This window comes from Pseudomonas sp. HMWF032 (assembly GCF_003060885.1).
Classification (GTDB): Bacteria; Pseudomonadota; Gammaproteobacteria; order Pseudomonadales; family Pseudomonadaceae; genus Aquipseudomonas.
In genome coordinates, this window is the sequence record NZ_QAIG01000005.1 from 1081378 (window position 1) to 1101338 (window position 19961).

Sequence of the window (19961 nt, forward strand, 5' to 3'; positions counted from 1 at the left end):
CCAGTTTTTTTGCCTGCGGTTAATGCGCCGAAGAGGGTGAAGTCGGCGTACGACGGCTGCGAATAGAGTCCAGCGCCGCCAAGGCCAGCAGCAGGCCCGCGGCGTACCAGGCGTCGTTGCCCAGGGCGACCATCACCAGGGCACAGAGCAGCGCGCTAAACGCCGCCACCCACCGCCACAGTCCTTTTAACAGCACCCAGCCAGCGGCCATGCTGAACAGATAAATCAGCACAAAGTTGCCATTGGCGTAGCGGATGAGTTGGTCCACCGACAGTTGCATCACCGCTGCCAAGCTGGCGCACAGGGCGCAGATAATCACCACCAGCAACAAGGCGCGAGCCGGCACACCGTGATGGTTACGCTGGGCCAGCGGGCGCGGCAATTTGCCTTCATCAGCCAGGCTCCAGATCAACCGCGCAAAGCCCTGCACATAGACATTCATCGAAGCAAAGCAGGCCAGGTAGCCGATCAGCGCGCTAAGCCAGCGGGCCTTGGCGCCGAACAGTTGGTCGAGCATACGCGGCAGTGACGCAGCATCGGTCTGCACATCGCCGTAGGCATGAAAACTCAACACCGCCACCGAAAAGGCCCAGTACACCAGGCCTGCCAGCAGCACACCCAACAGCAGCGCCAGTGGGAAGTCGCGTTCAGGGTTCTTGAATTCCTCGCCCATATGGGTAAAGGCTTCGATGCCGACAAAACACCAGAACATCACCCCCAGCGCGACGGGCAGCAGATGCCAGGAACCACTCAGTTCCGGCAGCAAAGGTTGATTGGCGTGGGGCAAATCACCGGCCCACCAGATCAACCCCACCGTGGCAATAATCGCCAAGGCAATCGCCCCCTGCACCATGCCCGAGGCCTTTGCCGGGCGTTGGCCGAGGAGCAACATCGCCCCCAGCGTAGCGAGCTGAATCAGCAGCGCTTCTCTGCGGCCGATGGCAAACAAGGCCTGGAAAAAGCCGGTGGAAATATTCAGCGCTGCCGGCAAACCCACCGGCAACACCGCAATAAACAGTAGGGCGCTGATACGCTCCATCCGCGGCCCAAAGGCGCGGCCAATCAAATGCGGCGCGCCGCCGGCATGGGGGAAGTGCCGACCCAGCTGAGCGAAGGTAAACGCCACTGGCAGCACCAGAGCGATCAGCAGCATCCAGGCCCATAACGACGCCTCGCCGGCAGCAGTGGCGGCCAGCGCCGGGATCACAAAAATGCCCGTGCCCAGCAGCGAGGTACTTAGCAGGCCAATCCCTTGCAGCAGGCTCAATTCCGGGTTCAGACGACTCATGTTGTATGCTCTGCGGTTTCGTTCGCCATGTTAAATCGCCCGCCTGTTACAGGCTGCTGGCGAAGCGTCGGCTTTGACCGACGATCTGGCGCATTTGGCCGTCAAATTGCCTTTTTCGAGAGCCCCGCGTGGACAAGTTCGATCAGCAGATACTCGCCCTGTTGCGCGCCGATGCGCGCTTACCCGTCAGCCAGATCGCCCGTGAGGTCAATTTGTCGCGCTCGGCCGTCAGTGAGCGCATTCGCCAACTGGAACAGGCGGGTGTGATCCGTGGCTATCAGGCGCAGGTGGCGCTGCCCGGTGCAGGCGCGATCACCGCTTATCTGGAGTTGTTCTACCAAGGCGGCCGCTGCGAGCACTACGTCGAGCGCATGCGCGTGTACCCGGAGGTGCGCCGCTGCAGCGGTATCAGTGGCGAAACGGACATGCTGGTGGTCATCGAAGCGCCCTCCATGCAGCGTCTGAGCGAGGTGCGCGGCGAGATCGAAAACTTCCCCGGCATGCAGAAAGTGAAGACCCACATGGTGGTCAAGGATTGGCTGTTTTGAGCATGCGCATCCTGCACACCTCCGACTGGCACCTCGGCCAGCACTTTATGGGCAAGACGCGTCAGGCTGAGCATCAGGCGTTCTGTGCCTGGCTGATCGAGCAGGTGCGCGCGCAGGCGGTGGATGCGCTGCTGATTGCCGGCGATATCTTCGACACCGGCGCACCGCCCAGCTATGCCCGTGAGCAGTACAACCGCTTTATCGTCGAGCTACGCGCCACCGGCTGTGCGTTGGTGGTGCTGGGCGGCAACCATGATTCGGTGGCCATGCTCGCTGAGAGCAAAACCCTGTTGGCGCAGCTCGGTACGCGGGTGATTCCGGGTGTTTGTGAGCAGCTGGATGAGCAGCTGCTGGTGCTGCAACAGCGTGACGGCTCGCCGGGTGCGATTCTCTGCGGCATCCCGTTTATCCGCCCGCGCGATGTGCTGCTCAGCCAGGCTGGGCAGAGCGCGCAGGACAAGCAACTGTCGCTGCAGCAGGCGATCCAGCAGCACTATCAGGACCTCTATGTCCTGGCCGAAGCCAAGCGCGTTGAGCTGGGCGGCGAGCTGCCGATTATCGCCACTGGGCATCTGACCACGGTCGGTGCCAGCGCCAGTGATTCGGTGCGTGAGATTTATGTCGGCAGCCTGGAGGCCTTCCCCACCAGCGCCTTTCCGCCTGCGGCCTACATCGCCCTGGGGCATATCCATCGGCCGCAGAAGGTCGGCGGACTGGAGCATATCCGCTACTGCGGTTCGCCCATTCCCCTGAGCTTCGATGAAGCCAAACAGCAGAAGGAAGTGCTGCTGGTGGACCTCGATAGTAGCGGCTTGCGCCAGATCAGCGCGCTGCCGGTGCCGCGTTTTCAGCCGCTGCTGTCCTTACGCGGCTCGCTAAAAGAGCTGGACGTGCAGATCAAACAAGCGGCGAAGCAAGGCAATGTCGAACAGCCGGTGTGGCTGGAAGTGCTGGTTGGCACCGACGATTACCTGAGTGACTTGCAACTGCGCATCGCCGCGCTGTGCGAGGGGCTGCCGGTGGAGGTGCTGCGCATTCGTCGCGAGCGTGGCAATGCCAGCAGCAGCCTGCAGGGCCAGGCCAAGGAAACCCTGGATGAGCTGAGTGTCGAAGAGGTGTTCGCCCAACGTTTAAGCAGCGAAGCGCTGGACGAGGCCGAGCAGGCACGCTTGCTGGGGCTGTATCAGCAGGTGGTCAGCGAACTGCGCGAGGGTGACGCATGAAGATTCTCAGCCTGCGCCTGAAAAACCTCAATTCGCTCAAGGGCGAGTGGAAGATCGACTTCACCGCCGAACCCTTCAAGGACAACGGTCTGTTTGCCATCACCGGGCCGACCGGCGCGGGTAAAACCACGCTGCTGGATGCCATCTGCCTGGCGCTTTACCACCGCACGCCGCGCATGAGCACGGTGTCGGCTAGCGCCAACGAACTGATGAGTCGGCACACCGCCGATTGCTTGGCCGAGGTTGAGTTTGAGGTTAAGGGCGTCGCCTACCGCGCCTTCTGGAGCCAGCGCCGCGCCCGCGATAAGGCCGATGGCGCGCTGCAAGCGCCCAAGGTCGAACTGGCGGCTGCCGATGGGTCAATCATCACCGATAAAATCAACGAGAAGCTGCGCGAAACCGAGCGCCTGACGGGGCTGGATTTCGAGCGCTTTACCAAATCCATGCTGCTGGCCCAGGGTGGTTTCGCCGCCTTTCTCGAAGCCAATGCCAACCAGCGCGCCGAGCTGCTGGAGGAACTGACCGGCACCGATATCTATGGGCAGATCTCCCAGCGGGTGTTCGAGCAGTGTCGCGAGGTGAAAGTCGCCCTCGACCAGCTGCGTGCACGCGCCGAGGGTGTCGAACTGCTAAGTGAAGAGCAGCGCGCCGAGTTGCAAGCGCAGTCCAAGCAACTGACTATTGATGAAGCCGCACTCGGCGCCCAGCACGCCGAGTTGCAGCGCCAACGCCGTTGGTGTGAGGAGTTGAACAAAACCCAGGCTCAGTTGCACGCCAGCCAGCAGGCCGAGCAGGCGGCGCAGCAGGCATTACAACAGGCCCAGCCGCAGCTGGCTAAACTGGCCGCCAGCGAGCCTGCGCTGCGCTTGCAGCCGCTGCACCATGATTGGCAGCAGGCCCGCCAGAGCCTGGCGCAGACCGAGCAGGGCTTGCAGCAGAATGCCGCCGAACAGCGCCAGATTGAGCAGACTGTTGCCGAGCACAGCTGGCAGGCGCGCGAACTGAGCGCCTTGCTGCTTGCCGATTGCCAGGCACAACGCCAGCAGCTGGCCGAGCGCCTGCAACTGTTGGAGCAACAACTGGCCGCGCAGCCGCAGCATGGTCGTCTGGGTGAGCAGCTGGGTAGCTGGGGCGAGCAGCTTAAGGCGCGCCAGCAACTGACCGGGGAAATCGCCCAGCTGCAACTCAGTCAACAGCAGCTGCAAGAAACGATCACCGCGTCGCAGACGCAACTGAACCAGCAAACTGAACAACTTGGCGCCGAACAGCATCGCCTGCAGCAGGCCCGCGAGCAGGAACGCGCCGCGCAGCAACAACAGCAGACGCTGCTGGCCGGACGCAGTGAGGCAGCCTGGCGCGAGCGTTGGCAGCAGCTGCATATCCAGGGCGGTGTGCTGAGTCAGCTGGGCGAATTAGCCGACGCGCAACAGCGCCTGGCAATCGAACAAACGCAGTTGACCAACGCCCTGACGCTATTGCGCGAGCAGCATCAGGCCAAGAACGCCGAAGTGGCGCAGTTGCGCCTGCGCTACAAGGACCTGCAACAACAGGTACAGGCCCAGGAAAAACTGCTGGAGCAGGAGCAACGCATCCAGGCCCTGGAAGCCCATCGCGCCCAACTGCAACCCGGCGAAGCCTGCCCGCTGTGCGGCTCCGAGGCGCATCCGGCGATTAGCGCCTACCAAGCTCTGGATGTGTCGGCGACCAAGGCGCTGTTGAACAGTAAGCGCAACGAACTGGAAGCCCTGACCGAACAGGGCCGGCAACTGGCTGGCGAACTGGAAAAACTCGCTGCCCGCCTGGAGCAGCAACAGCAGCAATTTGCGCGGGGTGAGCAGACCCAGGCCGAGCAGGGTGAGCGCTGGCAAAGCCTGACTGCGCAGCTGGAACATCCGCTGGCCGATGTTGAGGCCCTGGCTAAGCAGCAGGTGCAACAAAGCGATGAGCTGCTCATGCTGCAGCAGCAACTTGAGCAGCTCCAACAGCTCAATACCGCCCTTGAGCAGTGCCAGCAAGCGCGGCTAAATCAGCAACAGCGGTGCAGCGAGCTGGAACAGCAGCAGGCACTTAATCGACTGCACCTGCAGCAGCGTCAGGAGCAGCGCGAGCAAGGTCAACAGCGCCTGCAACAACTGCTGCAGGTTGCTGCTGAACGTACTGCCGATCTGAGTCAGGCCCTTGCCGAGTTTGGCTATCAGCTGCCGGACAACGCCAGCGCCTGGCTCATCGAGCGCCAAACAGAGTGGCAGTGTTGGCAGCGCAATCAGCAGCAAAGCCTGGATTTACACCGCCAGCTCAGTGAGCTGGATCATGGCCTGCAGGCTGCAGTGCAGCAGTCTCAGCTTTGGCAACAACGCTGGACTGCGCTGGGCCTGGCCGATCAGCCGACCTTGGCCAAGCCTGCCGATGCGCAGGCGGCCTTGCAGCAGGCGCAGGCTCAACTGGACGAGGCGCAGCGCCGTCAGCAGCAACTGGCCGGTAGCTGTCAGGCCCTGGCCAGCCGTCTGCAGGATGAACAAGCGCGCCTGCAACAGGCCGAACAGCAGTGGACGGCCGCTCTGACCGTCAGCCCCTTTAATGTTGAAGCCGATTATCTGGCCGCCCTGCTGGATGAGACACAGCGCGCCGCGTTACAGCAATTGCGTCAGCGCCTGGATAAAGCTCTAAGCGATGCCCAGGCCCTGGCCCGTGCAGCCGCACAGCAGCTGGCCGCCCTGCAGGCCAACCCGGCAACCTCACTCGATCTTGTGCAACTGGACAAACAGCTGCTTGCCCTGAGCGTCCAGCGCAAATCCCTAAGTGAACGCCAGGGCGAAATCCGCGCGCAGTTGCAGGGCGATGATGATCGCCGGCAGGGTCAGCAAAGCCTGTTTGCTGCGATCAGCACCCAGCAGGGTGAATACGACCTGTGGCAGCAGCTCAACAGCCTGATTGGCTCGTCCGACGGTGCCAAATACCGCAAGTTCGCTCAGGGTCTGACCCTGGATCATCTGGTCTACCTGGCCAACCAACAGCTGCAACGCCTGCACGGTCGTTACCAATTGGCGCGGCGTAGCCGTGGTGAGCTGGAACTGGAAGTGCTCGACACCTGGCAGGCCGATGCGGCGCGCGACACCAAAACCTTGTCCGGCGGCGAGAGTTTTCTGGTCAGCCTGGCGCTGGCCTTGGCGCTCTCTGACTTAGTCAGCCACAAAACCAGCATCGACTCGTTGTTCCTCGACGAAGGCTTCGGCACCCTCGACGGCGAAACCCTGGAGATTGCCCTCGATGCGCTGGATAACCTCAACGCCAGCGGCAAGATGATTGGCGTGATCAGCCATGTGGCCGCACTCAAAGAGCGCATTCCGGTGCAGCTGAAAGTGCACAAGTCAGTGGGCATGGGTTACAGCACGCTGGACCGGCGTTTTGCCGTCAACCGCGAGGGTGATTGATCTGCGCCAGGGCCAGCGGCGCAATGCTTACCTATACTGGATGGCAGTGTGCGCTGTTGGCGCCGTTGCCAGTTATGGAGCTGTCGCTGGGTGAGTCGTGGAACATTACATTTGATCAAGGCGTTGTGCGGCCTGCTGTGCTGCTGTTGTCTGGCGCTCAATGCCTTGGCGGCCCCCCGCGAAGGTCCGGTGTTGACCCTGTGTTACGAAGATCAGGATTCCTACCCCTGGGTCATGGAGGACGGCAGCGGGCTCAATCTGCAGTTGCTGCGCCTGGTTGAGCAGGCTCTGCACGGACAGTTCACCTTCGTCGCCGTCCCCTGGAAGCGCTGCCTGGCCGGCCTGGCCCAAGGCAGCTATGACGGCGCCTTCGCGGCCAGTTTCAAGGCCGAACGCCTGGGCTTGGGGCGTTACCCGCTTGATACTGACGGCCGCCTGGATGAACGCAAGCGCCTGCACACCTCGATCTATTCCCTTTACCGGCGCAAGGGCAGTACGGTCAGCTGGAATGGTCAGGAATTCCGTCAACTGCATGGGCGCATCGGTTCGCTGAGCGGGTTTTCAATTGTCGATTTCATCCGCGCCCAGGGTGTCGAGGTGGATGAGACCAACCGCGATCCGTTGGCACTGCTGCGCATGCTCAGCCACAAACGTATCGAAGCCGCGGCGCTGCAGAGCCAGCGCGGTGATTTCGTGCTGCAGACCAATCCGGACCTGGCCGCACAGCTGGAGAAAATCGAGTTACCGCTGCAGGACAAGGCCTACTACCTGATGCTGTCCAACGTCTATGTGGCAGCCAACCCGGAGCAGGCTGCGCGCATCTGGGATGAAATCGAGCGTCAGCGCGAGTCGGTGACCTATCAGCAGCAGGTGTGGGACTCTCTGGCTCGTTCGCAACCCTGAGCCGGTTAATGCTCTGTGTCGACCCCGCGTCGGCGCAGGCGCATGATCGTGCTTCGCCTCGATGAGTATTGCCGCATGGTCAAGCCTCCCGCCGCTCCACCGTCTGCCTCTGCGCTTGGGCGCTTTCTCACGTTGGCGGGTACAGCCACGCGCATCGGCGGCAGCGTGCTGGGGCAGCGTTTGCGGCCTGGCCGCAGCGCGATTGATTGGCAGCCGGTGGGCGATCTGCTCACCGATGTGCTGGGCGAGATGAAAGGTCCGGTGCTCAAACTGGGGCAAATGGCTTCGCAGTGGCAGGGCGTGTTGCCTGAACCGGTGGCACTGGCGTTGGCCTCGCTGCAGAACCGCGTACCAGCCTTGCCCTTCAGCGCGTTGCGTGGGCATCTGCAGCAGGTGTATGGCGCGGACCTCGGGCAGTTCTTTCAGCAGATCGATGAACAACCCTTTGCCGCTGCGTCACTTGGTCAGGTGCATCGCGCTATAGCGGCGGATGGCCGGGCGCTGGTGCTCAAGGTGCAATACCCGGGCATCGCCGACATCTGTCAGGCTGATCTGCGTCAGCTACGCCGTTTACTGCCGCTGGGGCGCTTGTTCCGCGCGCCGGCTGAGCAGCTGGAGGGCCTGTATCGGGAGCTGGCGGCGGTGATCGAGGCCGAGCTGGATTACCCGGCCGAGATGCGCCGCCTGCAGGACTTTCGTGCGCATTTCGCCGATTGGCCGGGCTTGCGCCTGCCGCAGCCGCAGGAAGACCTTTGCCGCCCCGGCGTGCTGGCACTCAGCGAGGAAGCCGGCTTGCCGTTTGCCGAGGTCAGCCAGGCCAGTGTCGACGTGCGTGAGCGCCTGGCCCTTACCCTGGTGCGCTGGCTGAGTGCCCAGGCCTTCGAGCTGAGGTTGCTGCATGCCGATCCGCATCCGGGCAATTTCGCCTACACCGCAGCCGGTGAGCTGGTGGTGTATGACTTCGGTTGCGTGCAGGTGCTGTCCGCGCCGTTGCTGGCGGCCTATGTACAAGCCTACAAGGCGCTGCAGGCCCGCGACGGCGAGCAGCTGGAAAAGGCCTTCCAGGCGCTCGGTACACGCCAGCCGAAGTCCACCACGCCCTATGGTTTGTACCGTCAGCTGCATGGTTTGCTCGGGCCACTGCTGCAGCCTGGGGTGAATTGGGATTTTGCCGCCACGCCGCTGCATGAGCAGGTGCAACGGCTGTTGCCCGATGTGATGGGGGCCTTGGGTAGCCTGCAACCGGCACCGGCCACCTTGCTGGTCAACCGCACGCTGGAAGGGCATTACTGGAACCTCAGCCGCCTCGGTGTGGCGCTGCCGGTGGCCGATCTGTTGCAGGTGCAGCTGGCCGGGCGTTAGCGCATGGTCTTAACGGGTACGGCTTGGCCATTTTCGATACGGGTCAGGAATACCGCGCTGGAGCCCTGATGCTGGCTGCGTGAGAACGCCACCTTGAAACCGCCCAGGTCCGTTTCGAGGTGCTCCAGCGCGTCAATAAACGCCTCCCGTGTCGGTTCAGCGCCGGCCTTGCGCAGCGCCTGAGTAAACACAGCCGCGCCGATATAGCCCTCCAGCGAGGTATGGTCAAAGTCGCCGTGTTGCATATCGGCCTGATAAGCCCGCACCAGTGCCAATGAGCTGTCGTCTGGAGAAGGCACCACCTGGGAGATATACACCCCGTCACCGTCGCCGCCGGCCTCACGGATAAAACCTTCGGTGCCGAGAAATGACACGCTGATAAAGCGCGTATTGAAGCCCAGCGCTTTCGCCTGCTTGATCGCTGCCGCCAGTTGCCTGTAGGTGCCGACAAAGAACACCGCTTCCGGTTGGATGCTCTGCAGTGCCTTGATGGCCGCTTTTACGTCCAGCGAATTGCGCTGAATGCGCGCCTGCGCATAAATCGTCAGCTTGCGCTTGAGCAGAGCGCCATTGAGGCCGCCCTTGACCGATTCGCCAAAGGAGTCGTCCTGCATCAGGAGGGCGATCTTGCTCAGCTTGAGGTCCTTGGTCATGCGCTCGACCAGTTGCTCGGTTTCCTCGATATAGGACGCGCGAATATTGAATACCTCAGGTCTTACCGGTGTGCGCAGAAACTCGGCGCCGGTAAAGGGGAACAGGTAAGGCACCTGCGCCCGCACCGCCAATGGCACAGCGGCACGCGAGGTGGGCGTGCCGACGTAACCGAGCAGGGCGAACACCTGTTGGGTTTGCAGCAGGTTGCGGGTGTGTGCGGCGGTCTGGCTGGGCTCGTAGCCATCGTCCCGGCTGAGCAGGTTGATACGCCGGCCATGCACCCCACCTTCGGCGTTGACGCGCTTGAAGTAGGCCTGGGCACCGTTAAGCATGCCCAAACCCAGGGCCGCCGCCGGGCCGCTTTGGGCGTTGACCATGCCGATACGCACTTCATCCGTGCCCAGGCCAGGCTCCGTTGCGCTGGCAAAACCCGGCAGCAGCAGGCAACTGGTGATCAGGCCGTACAGCCGCTGTCGAAAGGTCATTGATCGGCTCCTTGGCATGATCGCAGGCTACTGCAGGGCCTACTCGTCCATTTCTTCTTATTCGGGGTATGCATGTGATCCTCTAAAACACTCTAGCCAGTTGTGCATAAAAGACCGGGCTTTACTCGCTTGCCGGTGATGCTGACGGCACCAGTTGGTACTTGCCTTGCTGTAGATCATCGAAATAACGCTGATAACGACCGCTGTCACGGTAGAGCTGCAGGCGTTTATTGAAGCGTTCGAGCAGCGCGGGGCTGCCTTCCAGGCTTTTCGGCAGCATCAGGTGGCTGAGATTGACCAGCAGTGGTTTGGGGTGATGGGTGATCTTGGCCTGGTCTTCCGCGCTGAAGTGGCTGCGCAGGGCGGCGTAGCCGACGTTCATTTCCTGTGGGTAGAGCACGACTCGCTCTTTGAGCAGCTTCTCGAAGTTTTGCTGGTCGCTGGAAACGCGCTCGATCTTCACCTTGTTCTCGGCGAGAAAGGCATCGAATTGCGGGCCATAGCTGTATTCCAGACCACCACCGAGGGTCATGCCGGTGAGGTCGTCAAAGGTCTGCCAGTCGAAGGGCAGGCTTTTCAGGTGAAAGAACACGAATTGTTCATCAAGCAGTGGCGCGCTGAACAGAAAGTCTTCCTCGCGCTCGGCTTTATGCATCCATACGGCGGTTCCATCGAAACGTCCTGCGGCCGCCGCCGCATAGGCCCGCGGCCAAGGCAGGAACTCAAAGGTGACGCGATAACCCTCGTCCGCCATGAGGTCGCTGATCAGGTGCGCCACGACGCCATTGTGTTTGAGAGTACTGGACAGGTAGGGCGGCCAGTCGCCGACGCTGATCTTCAGTTCTGGCTGTTGATTGGCCTGCACGGACAGGCTCAGTAACAGACACACTGCAACGAACAGGGCCTTGCACTTCATTCAAACCTCTCTGCTGCCTGCGCGTGTAGAGGACAGTAATACCACTGTGCTGGACTGACTGGCAGCCCTTGCCGTGACCGGTTTTCACCGTGCGCCGTGAGAAAATGGCTGCATATTTAACTAAAACGTCACCTTGTGTGCGAAGACTGCTGAGGATTTTTCCAATCGCCATGTTTCTGCATAAGGATAGTTGCTGTGCTGCGTATCCCTGCGCTTGGCGTGCTTTTTTCTTGGCAGACAGTTCCCCGTCAGCGTCCACCCCTTTAGAGTGCCGCAGCGCAATCGCGCGGGTATGAGGGGATAGCTGACGCATGACCGTTTGGGTCGTTTCAATTCTGTTTGTACTGACCTACCTGGGCATGGCCGCAGGGGGCATCCGTGGCTTGCGCGTTGATCGCAGCTGGATTGCTGGCTGTGCGGCGGTGTTGCTGCTGGTCAGCGGTGCGCAATCTCCAGCCGAGGCGGCCAGCCATCTGGATGCCGGTGCGCTGTTGCTGCTGCTGGCGCTGATGCTGATCAGTGCGCAGTTCGATTTCTCCGGCGTTTACGCCTGGCTTAACCAGCAACTCAGCCACTATGCCGAGCAGCCGGCGCTGCTGCTGCTGGGCGTGGTTCTGTTGGGCGGCGTGCTGTCGGCGCTGCTGGTCAATGACATCGTTGCCTTTGCCCTGACCCCACTGCTGTGCCATAGCCTGCTGGCCCGTGGCCTCGACCCTCGGCCGTTTCTCCTGGCGTTGGCGCTGTCGTGCAATGCCGGGTCCAGCGCCAGCCTGATCGGTAATCCGCAGAACATCCTGATCGGCCAGGCCGGCGGCTTGGATTTCTGGTCCTACACCTGGATTGCCGGCCCGCCGGCACTGGCGGCCTTGGCCATTACCTACGCGGTGATCTGGCTGCAGTGGCGCAAGCACTGGGGGACTGCCAAGCCAGCGGCGCAGATTGAAACGCCGGTGCAGCACATCTATGGCGCGCGCAGTTACCTGAAACCGCTGCTGGCCAGCCTGGTGCTGCTCGGGCTGTTTTCCACCAGCATGCCGCGGGAGATTTCCGCCCTGTTGATCGCGGTGTTGGTGATGATCTCGCGGCGGGTGGACAGCCGCGACTATGTGCAGAAGGTCGACTGGAACCTGTTGCTGCTGTTTGCCGGGTTGTTCGTGGTAACGGGCGCGGCGATGAGCCTGCCGCAGGTCGCGGGTCTGGCGGGCACTCTGGCCGAGTTGGGCCTGTTACCGCACGGGGTGATCACCCTGGCGAGCCTGTCGCTGTTGGGCAGTAACCTGATTGGCAATGTGCCCTATGTGATGTTGCTGCTGGGCGTGTTGCCGGAGGCCAGCGAGGCCTTGCTGGTGGGCCTGGGGATCTTGTCGACGCTGGCCGGCAACTTGCTACTGATCGGCAGCGTGGTGAATCTGATTGTCGCCGAAAGTGCGCGGCGTCAGGGCGTACCGCTGAGTTTTGTCGACTTTGCCCGCAGCGGCGTGCCGGTGACCCTGCTCAGCATGGGCCTGGCTGGCGTGTGGCTGGTCCTGGGCGGCTGGCTGCCCTGGTAAGCTCCGCCGTTATTGCCAGCGGTTCTGCCGCCAGCGCTGTTGCTGTTCCGCCGTGTGGAAGGTCCAGGCGACAAAGCGGCTCTGCTTCTGCCCTTGAGCCATCTCCACAGTCTGCACTTGACGCGCGCCGGCCTTCCTCAGCGCGCTGTACACGCCCGGCAGGTTGCCAGCCTTGGAAATCAGGCTGCTGAACCACAGCACCTGTTGGCCGATCTCGGCGCTTTCCTTGATCAACTGGCTGACAAACGCTGCTTCCCCCCCCTTGCACCACAACTCCGCCGCCTGGCCGCCAAAGTTCAGCACCGGCAGTTTGCGTTTGGGGTCGAGCTTGCCGAGGTTGCGCCATTTGCGCTTGCTGCCGCTGCTGGCTTCTTCCGCGCTGGCGTGGAAGGGCGGGTTACACAGGGTCAGGTCGAAGCACTCATCGCTCTGTAGCAACCCCTGGAAAATATGCGTGCTGTCGGGCTGCTGGCGCAGCTCAATCGCCTCACTCAAGCCCGGATTGGCCTGTACGATGGTCTTGGCCGAGGCAATGGCGCTGGCGGCGATGTCCGAGCCGAGAAACTGCCAGGCATATTCACGGTGGCCCAGCAGTGGGTAGATGCAGTTGGCCCCTACGCCAATATCCAGCGCACGCACTTTGGTTCCGCGTGGGATCTCGCCGCCATTGCTGGCGGCCAGCAGGTCGGCCAGGTAATGCAGATAATCGGCGCGGCCGGGGATCGGCGGGCACAGGTAATCCGCCGGAATATCCCAATGCGAGATGCCATAGAACTGCTTGAGCAGCGCCCGGTTGAACACCTTGACCGCCGCCGGGTTGGCGAAGTCGATGCTCTCCTTGCCATAGGGGTTGATGATTACAAAGGCCGCCAGTTCGGGGCTGGCCTTGATCAGCGCGGGAAAGTCATAACGGCCCTGATGGCGATTGCGTGGGTGCAACTGGCCTTTACTCGCATCGGCCTGGTTGGCCGCAGGTTTGCTGGGCGGGGTGCGCGGTACGGCAGGTTTTCGGCTGGGGCGTTTCGGCGGTAAGGACATGGCAGGCGGATCTAAGGCATGGGCGCGGGATTTTCCCACAGCTGGGCGCAGGTTGCTTGCCGACTGTAGGTAACGCTGGATGCCGGCGCTAGTGGGCAATATCGAGCAGCATGGCCAGGTAGTCGAAGAACACGCAGTACAGGGCAATGGGCAGCGGCAGGCCGAGCAGGGTGCCGAGCAGGTAGATGCGAAAGCGCACGTCAGACAAGGCAAGCGCGTAGTTCAACGCCGGCACGGTCTGAAACAGCAGGCGTAGACTGATGATGCTGGTCAGCGGGCGACGATCAAGGCCGCTTAGCAGACGTTGCGCCAGCGGGTTGCTCAACTCACGCAGGGCGTTTCCGCCCAGATAGCGAATGGTGATGTAGGTGACGGTGCAGGACACGCAGGCCGCGATATAGGTGACGACACCGCCATACACCCGTCCCAGGGTGAGCACCGCAGCGGCGAGAAATACCCAACCGGGAATCTGGATCAGATTGCCCAGGGCAAATAGCAGGGTAAACAGCAGCAGGCCGACGACCGGATGCATCAGGAGCAGCGCCTGCAAGGCGTCGAGGTTGAACTGCGCGCGGATGCCCAGGGTTTCGAACAGCACGAACAGGCCCAGCAGAAACAGGATGACCAGCAGCAGGCGGGAGGAACTGCGCATGGTGGCCTCGTGGTTTCAGGGGTAGCCGAGTACGGCTTTGATCTGCGCCAGGTGGGTGGCAATCCACTGTGGATTGATCGCCCCCCAGTCACGAATCTCATAGTGCCCGGCGTTATTGCGTTCGCCGCTTTCCTGCTGGAAGGCACAGTCGATATCCAGCTCGGCCAGGGCGGCCAGGGTGTCCTGGGCAGTGCGTCGTGGCATGCCGGTGGCGGCCATCAGTGCCGGGACGCTGGTGGCAGCGCCGCTGTCGATCAGCCAGGCCACATACAGGCGGCGGTAGAAGCTGGTGCGGGTTTTACTGATGTCCATTGGCTCTGTTCCTGGCTTGATGCCGTGCGCCACTGGCGCACGGCCTGATTGAGGGTCAGTTCAGTGTGGCAATCGCGATATAGGTTGCCGCACCGGAGATAAACCAAGGAAGGCCAGCAGGCTGATCTTCTTCAGGTACCAGATACCGTTGATCTTCTCCATGCCCATGGCCGCCACACCGGCCACCGAACCGATGATCAGGCCGCTGCCGCCGGTGTCGGCGCAGTAGGCGAGCATTTCCCAGAAGGTACCGTTGATCTGGAAATTGCTCAGCCAGGCAGTGTCGGCACCGGCCAGGGCAAGCACGTCCGGGGTGACCAGGGGATACATCTTCATCGCACCGGCCACCAGCGGTAGGTTGTCGACCACGGCGGAGAGCGCAATGTTGATCGCATAGACATTGCTCAGGCTTTCGCGCAGCAGGGTCGCCACCAGGGTCAGGTGACCAGCGGTGGCCAGGCTGGAGACCGCCAGCAGGATGCCAAGGAAGAACCGCACGCTGGTGGTGTCGATGCGCCGCAGAACGCCAACCACCCAGAGCAGCGTGATGCGTTTGTTGGTGCGTATGCGGTCAGTGATGACCTTGAAACCTTCATGGGCATCGATCAGCTCGATGATGGTCATGGCGCCCATGAGGAAGAACAGCATCTCGGAGATCTCGCCCAGGTGATGGCGCAGTTCTTCAGTCACGTGAGGGTCATTGCCTGTGGCGCCAGGGGTAGCGGCACCAATCAGCGGCAGAATGCTGTCTGCACTCAATACCAACAGGGTCCAGCAGATGACTGCTGTCAGAATCGCTGAGGCGGCTTTATCGATTTTCAGCGGGTATTCGAGGGCGATGCACAGGTAACCGAGAACGAAGATCAAAGCCATCAACGCATACATGCTCAGAATTCCATTTGCAGGGCTTTTTTATTGGATTAGAGGTGCCGCGCGCTTTTGATGCGTGGACGAAGATGCCTGAAATGCTCAGAAATTGGGAGGGTAAATATCGTGCTGCGAGCCCCACTGAGGCCTAAGCGGGTGTTTTCTGACTGATGGGTTGGCCCTGCGCTGCCCGAACCGCGCGGCGATGCGCGGTTCGGGCTAGCCTGGCTTCAGGCTTGCGACAGGTCGTCGCGTTCGGCTTGAACGGGCATGATGGCCTGCGGCGGGAAGACAAAGGCCAGTGTGATTGCCAGCAGCGGCATCAGCAGGTTGAAGAAGCAGTACGGCAGGTAACTCAGGGTCGCCACGCCGAGGGTCGCGGCCATGTAGGCGCCGCAGGTGTTCCACGGCACCAGCACCGAGGTCAGGGTGCCGCCGTCTTCCAGGGCGCGCGACAGGTTGACCGGCGCCAGCCCGCGTTTTTCATACTCGGCGCGGTACATACGGCCCGGCAGTACCAGGGCGATGTACTGGTCGGCGGTGATGATATTGGTGCCAATGGTGGTGGCAATGGTGCTGGCGATCAGGCTGCTGGTGCTTTTCGCCAGGTGCAGGGTGCTTTGCAGCAGGCGCTGGAGTAGGCCGAGTTTTTCCAGTACGCCGCCAAAACACATGGCGCAGATGATCAGCCACACCGTGGTGAGCATGCTTGCCATACCGCCCTTGGACAACAGGCCGTCCAGCGCCGGGTTACCGCTGCTGGATTCATAACCGGCGAACAGCGCCGTCCACACGGTTTTCAGCGGCGCCAGGCTGCCGGCGGCTGGATCGGCCAGGCGCGTCATCACTTCCGGCTGGAACACCACCGCAAACACCCCGCCCAGCAGCGCGGCGACAAACACCGCCGGAAAGGCCGCCCACTGGCGCACCGCGAGAAACAGCAGCAGGGCTACCGGCAGCAGCAGATGCCAGCCCAGGCTGAACTGGCTTTCCAGCGCCCGCAGCACTTCGGCGATGCGCGCGGTGTCATGGCTACCGTCAGCCTGCTGACCGAGGATAAAGAACAGCACCAGGGCGATCAGCAGGGCCGGCACCGTGGTGCGCAGCATCAGGCGGATATGCGCAAACAGCTCGGCTCCGGCCGCCGCCGGTGCGAGGTTGGTGGTGTCGGAGAGCGGCGAGAGTTTGTCGCCAAAGTAGGCGCCAGAAATGATCGCCCCGGCGGTAATCGCCGGGTCCAGGCCCAAGCCGGCGGCTACGCCCATCAGGCCGATGCCCAGGGTGCCGGCGACGGTCCAGGAACTGCCGATGGACAGCGCGGTGAGGGCGCAGATCAGGCAGCTGGTGACGTAAAAGTACTCTGCGGAAATCAGCTTGAGGCCGAGCCAGATCATGGTCGGCACGGTGCCGGCGAGAATCCAGGTGCCGATCAGCGCACCGACTGCCAGCAGAATCAGGTTGGCCTTCATCGCCATATGGATGCCGGCGAGGATGCCTTCCTCAATCTGTGCCCATTGCAGGCCGTTCTTCAGGCCTACCAATCCGGCGACAAAGGCGGCGCTCATCAGCGCGATCTGGTTCGGCCCGCTGGAGGAACTGTCGCCGTACAGGTAAACGGAAAGGCCTAACAGCAGCACCAGCACGCCAATCGGCAGCAGGGCGTCGAGCAGGGAAGGGGAGCGTGTATCAGTCATGGGTGTACCGGTCGATCAGGTGAACCGTGGGAGGGGCTTTCGGCTCTGGCATCCTGCTTCGCTCTACCTCCTGCATCCATGCAGTCGTAGCCGAGACTTTGCTGTTAAAACTCGTGGCAAAAGCCCCTCCTACAAAAAAAAGAAACCCGCGCCTGTGAGGGCGCGGGCTGTGGGTGTTGCGGGCTGATCAGAGTGCGGCGATCTTGCCGCGCTGCTCAACCATCTTGCTCAGGGCTTGTTCGGCCTCAGCCAGCTTGGCGCGCTCTTTATCGAGCACGTCGGCTGGGGCCTTGGCGACGAAACCTTCGTTAGCGAGCTTGCCACCGACGCGCTGCACTTCACCGGAAAGGCGGGCGATCTCTTTATCCAGGCGCGCCAGTTCGGCGTCCTTGTCGATCAGCCCGGCCATCGGCACCAGCACCTGCATATCGCCGACCAGCGCAGTGGCTGACATCGGCGCTTCTTCGCCGGCTTCCAGCACGCGTACTGACTCTAGCTTGGCCAGCTTGTTCAGCAGCGGCGCGTTGTCGGTCAGGCGGCGGCGGTCTTCGTCGCTGGCGTTGGCCAGGATGATGTCGATGCGCTTGGCCATGGAGATTTTCATCTCGCCACGGATCTGCCGCAGGCCGAGCATCAGCTGCTTGACCCACTCGATATCGCCTTCGGCGGCGGCATCGATGCGGCTTTCATTGGCCACCGGCCAGGCCTGCAGCATGATGGTTTCACCACTGACGCCCGCCTGGGGCTTGATGCGCTGCCAGATTTCTTCGGTGATGAACGGCATAAACGGGTGGGCCAGACGCAGCGCCACTTCCAGCACGCGAATCAGCGTACGGCGGGTGCCGCGCTGACGCTCGATCGGCGCGTTCTCGTCCCACAGCACCGGCTTGACCAGCTCCAGGTACCAGGCGCAGTACTCGTCCCAAATAAACTCGTACAGCGTTTGCGCGGCCAGGTCGAAGCGGAAGGCGTCGAGGTGACGGGTAACGTCGGCCTCGGTGCGCTGCAGCGCGGAGATGATCCAGCGGTCCACCGAGGACAGCTCGACCGGCTCACCGTTAACGCCGGTGTCCTGGCCGTCGGTGTTTTCCAGCACGAAGTTGGCGGCGTTCCAGATCTTGTTGCAGAAGTTGCGGTAACCCTCGACGCGGCCCATGTCGAACTTGATGTCACGGCCGGTGGAGGCCAGCGCCAGGTTGGTGAAGCGCAGGGCGTCGGTGCCGTAGGCGGCGATGCCCTCGGGGAATTCGGCGCGGGTCTGCTTGGCGATCTTCTCGGCGAGCTTGGGCTGCATCATGCCGCTGGTGCGTTTCTCCAGCAGCGCTTCCAGGGTAATGCCGTCGACGATATCCAATGGGTCGAGCACGTTGCCCTTGGACTTGGACATCTTCTGGCCCTGGCCGTCGCGCACCAGGCCGTGCACGTAGACGGTCTTGAACGGGATCTGCCCGGTCAGGTGGGTCGACAGCATGATCATCCGCGCGACCCAGAAGAAGATGATGTCGAAGCCGGTGACCAGTACGTCGGTCGGGTGGAAGGTCTTCAACTCGTCGGTTTGCTGCGGCCAGCCGAGGGTGGAGAAGGTCCACAGGCCGGAGCTGAACCAGGTGTCGAGGACGTCTTCGTCCTGACGCAGGGCGATGTCGCCCAGGTTGTGTTGGGCACGCACTTCCGCTTCGTCGCGGCCGACATAGACGTTGCCGGCCTCGTCGTACCAGGCCGGAATGCGGTGGCCCCACCAGAGCTGGCGGCTGATGCACCAGTCCTGAATGTCACGCATCCAGCTGAAGTACATGTTTTCGTACTGCTTGGGCACGAACTGGATCTCGCCACTTTCGACCACGGCGATGGCTTTTTCGGCCAGTGGTTTGGTGCTGACGTACCACTGGTCCGTCAGCCACGGCTCGATGATGGTGCCGGAGCGGTCGCCTTTCGGCACTTTCAGGGCGTGCGGTTCAATACCTTCCAGCAGGCCCGCGGCTTCAAACGCGGCGACGATCTGTTTGCGTGCTTCGAAACGATCCAGTCCGGCGTATTCGGCCGGCAGGTTGCCGTCGATCTCGCTGTTGACGCTGCCGTCGATGTTGAACACCTGGGCCTTGGCCAATACGGCAGCGTTTTTGTCGAAGATATTCAGCAGCGGCAGGTTGTGGCGCTTGCCGACTTCATAGTCGTTGAAATCGTGGGCCGGGGTTATTTTCACGCAGCCGGTGCCGAACTCGGGGTCGCAGTAATCGTCGGCAATGATCGGGATACGGCGGCCCACCAGCGGCAGCTCAACGAAGGTGCCGATCAGCGCCTGATAGCGCTCGTCGTTCGGGTTAACCGCAACGGCACTGTCGCCGAGCATGGTTTCCGGGCGGGTGGTGGCGACGATCAGGTAATCCTTGCCGTCGGCGGTGGTGTTGCCGTCGGCCAGCGGGTAGCGCAGGTTCCACAGGCTGCCTTTCTCGTCGTGGTTTTCCACTTCAAGGTCGGAGATGGCGGTGTGGAACTTGGTGTCCCAGTTAACCAGGCGCTTGCCGCGGTAGATCAGGCCGTCTTTATGCAGGCGCACGAAGGCTTCTTTCACCGACTCGGACAGGCCGTCGTCCATGGTGAAGCGCTCGCGTGACCAGTCCACCGAGCTGCCCAGACGACGGATCTGCCGGGTGATGGTACCGCCAGACTGTTCCTTCCATTCCCAGACCTTCTCCAGGAATTTCTCGCGGCCCAGGTCGTGACGGCCGATGCCATCAGCAGCCAGCTGACGCTCAACCACCATTTGCGTGGCGATGCCCGCGTGGTCGGTGCCCGGCTGCCACAGAGTATTGCGACCCTGCATGCGGCGGAAGCGGACCAGGCAGTCCATGATCGAGTTGTTGAAGCCGTGGCCCATGTGCAGGCTGCCGGTGACGTTCGGCGGCGGGATCATGATGGTGTAGGGCTCGCCGGAACCTTGCGGGGCGAAGTAGTTGTTCGCCTCCCAGTTCTGGTACAGGGTGGTTTCGATGGCGTGCGGTTGGTAGGTCTTGTCCATGTGCGGCGGGACCCTTATG

14 protein-coding genes and 1 pseudogene are annotated in these 19961 nt (G+C 62.2%); 6 read left to right on the forward strand and 9 right to left on the reverse strand.

Features of this window, described 5'->3' with window-relative positions; translation table 11 throughout:
• Positions 1-19: 19 nt before the first annotated feature.
• Positions 20-1288 carry an L-methionine/branched-chain amino acid transporter gene (gene yjeH, locus DBR00_RS07760; RefSeq protein WP_108486593.1) on the reverse strand — a complete coding sequence of 423 codons (1269 nt, stop codon included), beginning with the start codon at positions 1286-1288 and terminating at the stop codon, positions 20-22.
• Between the two features lie 128 nt (positions 1289-1416).
• Here yjeH and DBR00_RS07765 point away from each other — a divergent pair, with 128 nt between their 5' ends.
• The 5 genes from DBR00_RS07765 to DBR00_RS07785 all read left to right on the forward strand — a co-directional run bounded on the left by DBR00_RS07765 (position 1417) and on the right by DBR00_RS07785 (position 8755).
• Positions 1417-1836: an Lrp/AsnC family transcriptional regulator gene (locus DBR00_RS07765; RefSeq protein ID WP_108486592.1), complete on the forward strand. Its 420-nt coding sequence runs from the start codon at positions 1417-1419 to the stop codon at positions 1834-1836.
• 2 nt (positions 1837-1838) lie between these two features.
• Complete coding sequence (gene sbcD / locus DBR00_RS07770) at positions 1839-3059, forward strand: exonuclease subunit SbcD (protein WP_177479958.1); 1221 nt, start codon at positions 1839-1841, stop codon at positions 3057-3059.
• On the forward strand, positions 3056-6490 hold the full coding sequence (locus DBR00_RS07775; RefSeq protein WP_108486590.1) for an SbcC/MukB-like Walker B domain-containing protein: 3435 nt from the start codon (positions 3056-3058) through the stop codon (positions 6488-6490). Before sbcD ends, DBR00_RS07775 begins: the two co-directional genes overlap by 4 nt.
• A 111-nt stretch (positions 6491-6601) precedes the next feature.
• Positions 6602-7393 (forward strand): ABC transporter substrate-binding protein, encoded by a 792-nt coding sequence (locus DBR00_RS07780; protein ID WP_177479931.1) that lies wholly within the window; start codon positions 6602-6604, stop codon positions 7391-7393.
• A 42-nt stretch (positions 7394-7435) separates the two neighbouring features.
• Positions 7436-8755, forward strand: coding sequence for an AarF/ABC1/UbiB kinase family protein (locus tag DBR00_RS07785; protein ID WP_256582950.1), 1320 nt, complete (start codon positions 7436-7438; stop codon positions 8753-8755).
• On the opposite strand, the gene DBR00_RS07790 is transcribed toward DBR00_RS07785, so the two are convergent.
• Together DBR00_RS07790 and DBR00_RS07795 are read right to left on the reverse strand one after the other, a co-directional pair.
• Positions 8752-9894 (reverse strand): ABC transporter substrate-binding protein, encoded by a 1143-nt coding sequence (locus DBR00_RS07790; protein WP_158271554.1) that lies wholly within the window; start codon positions 9892-9894, stop codon positions 8752-8754. The two genes, DBR00_RS07785 and DBR00_RS07790, sit on opposite strands and share 4 nt — an antisense overlap.
• Positions 9895-10015: 121 nt before the next feature.
• On the reverse strand, positions 10016-10810 hold the full coding sequence (locus tag DBR00_RS07795; protein ID WP_108486588.1) for an ABC transporter substrate-binding protein: 795 nt from the start codon (positions 10808-10810) through the stop codon (positions 10016-10018).
• Positions 10811-11121: 311 nt separating this feature from the next.
• Here DBR00_RS07795 and DBR00_RS07800 point away from each other — a divergent pair, with 311 nt between their 5' ends.
• On the forward strand, positions 11122-12360 hold the full coding sequence (locus DBR00_RS07800) for an SLC13 family permease (protein ID WP_108486587.1): 1239 nt from the start codon (positions 11122-11124) through the stop codon (positions 12358-12360).
• A gap of 9 nt (positions 12361-12369) precedes the next feature.
• Here the strand turns inward: DBR00_RS07800 and rlmF are convergent, their stop codons facing one another.
• From rlmF to DBR00_RS07830, 6 genes and pseudogenes are all read right to left on the reverse strand, one after another.
• A complete protein-coding gene (gene rlmF, locus DBR00_RS07805; RefSeq protein ID WP_108486586.1) occupies positions 12370-13398 on the reverse strand; it encodes a 23S rRNA (adenine(1618)-N(6))-methyltransferase RlmF in 1029 nt (342 codons plus the stop codon).
• 88 nt (positions 13399-13486) lie between these two features.
• Positions 13487-14050 carry a VTT domain-containing protein gene (locus DBR00_RS07810; protein ID WP_108486585.1) on the reverse strand — a complete coding sequence of 188 codons (564 nt, stop codon included), beginning with the start codon at positions 14048-14050 and terminating at the stop codon, positions 13487-13489.
• 15 nt (positions 14051-14065) lie between these two features.
• The gene (locus DBR00_RS07815; protein WP_108486584.1) at positions 14066-14362 is read right to left on the reverse strand and encodes a helix-turn-helix domain-containing protein; all 297 of its coding nucleotides are present in this window, start codon (positions 14360-14362) and stop codon (positions 14066-14068) included.
• A 55-nt stretch (positions 14363-14417) separates the two neighbouring features.
• Positions 14418-15247, reverse strand: a pseudogene (locus tag DBR00_RS07820) (hypothetical protein).
• Between the two features lie 212 nt (positions 15248-15459).
• A complete protein-coding gene (nhaC, locus tag DBR00_RS07825; RefSeq protein WP_108486583.1) occupies positions 15460-16923 on the reverse strand; it encodes a Na+/H+ antiporter NhaC in 1464 nt (487 codons plus the stop codon).
• Between the two features lie 187 nt (positions 16924-17110).
• The gene (locus tag DBR00_RS07830) at positions 17111-19942 is read right to left on the reverse strand and encodes a valine--tRNA ligase (RefSeq protein ID WP_108538035.1); all 2832 of its coding nucleotides are present in this window, start codon (positions 19940-19942) and stop codon (positions 17111-17113) included.
• Positions 19943-19961 lie beyond the last annotated feature (19 nt).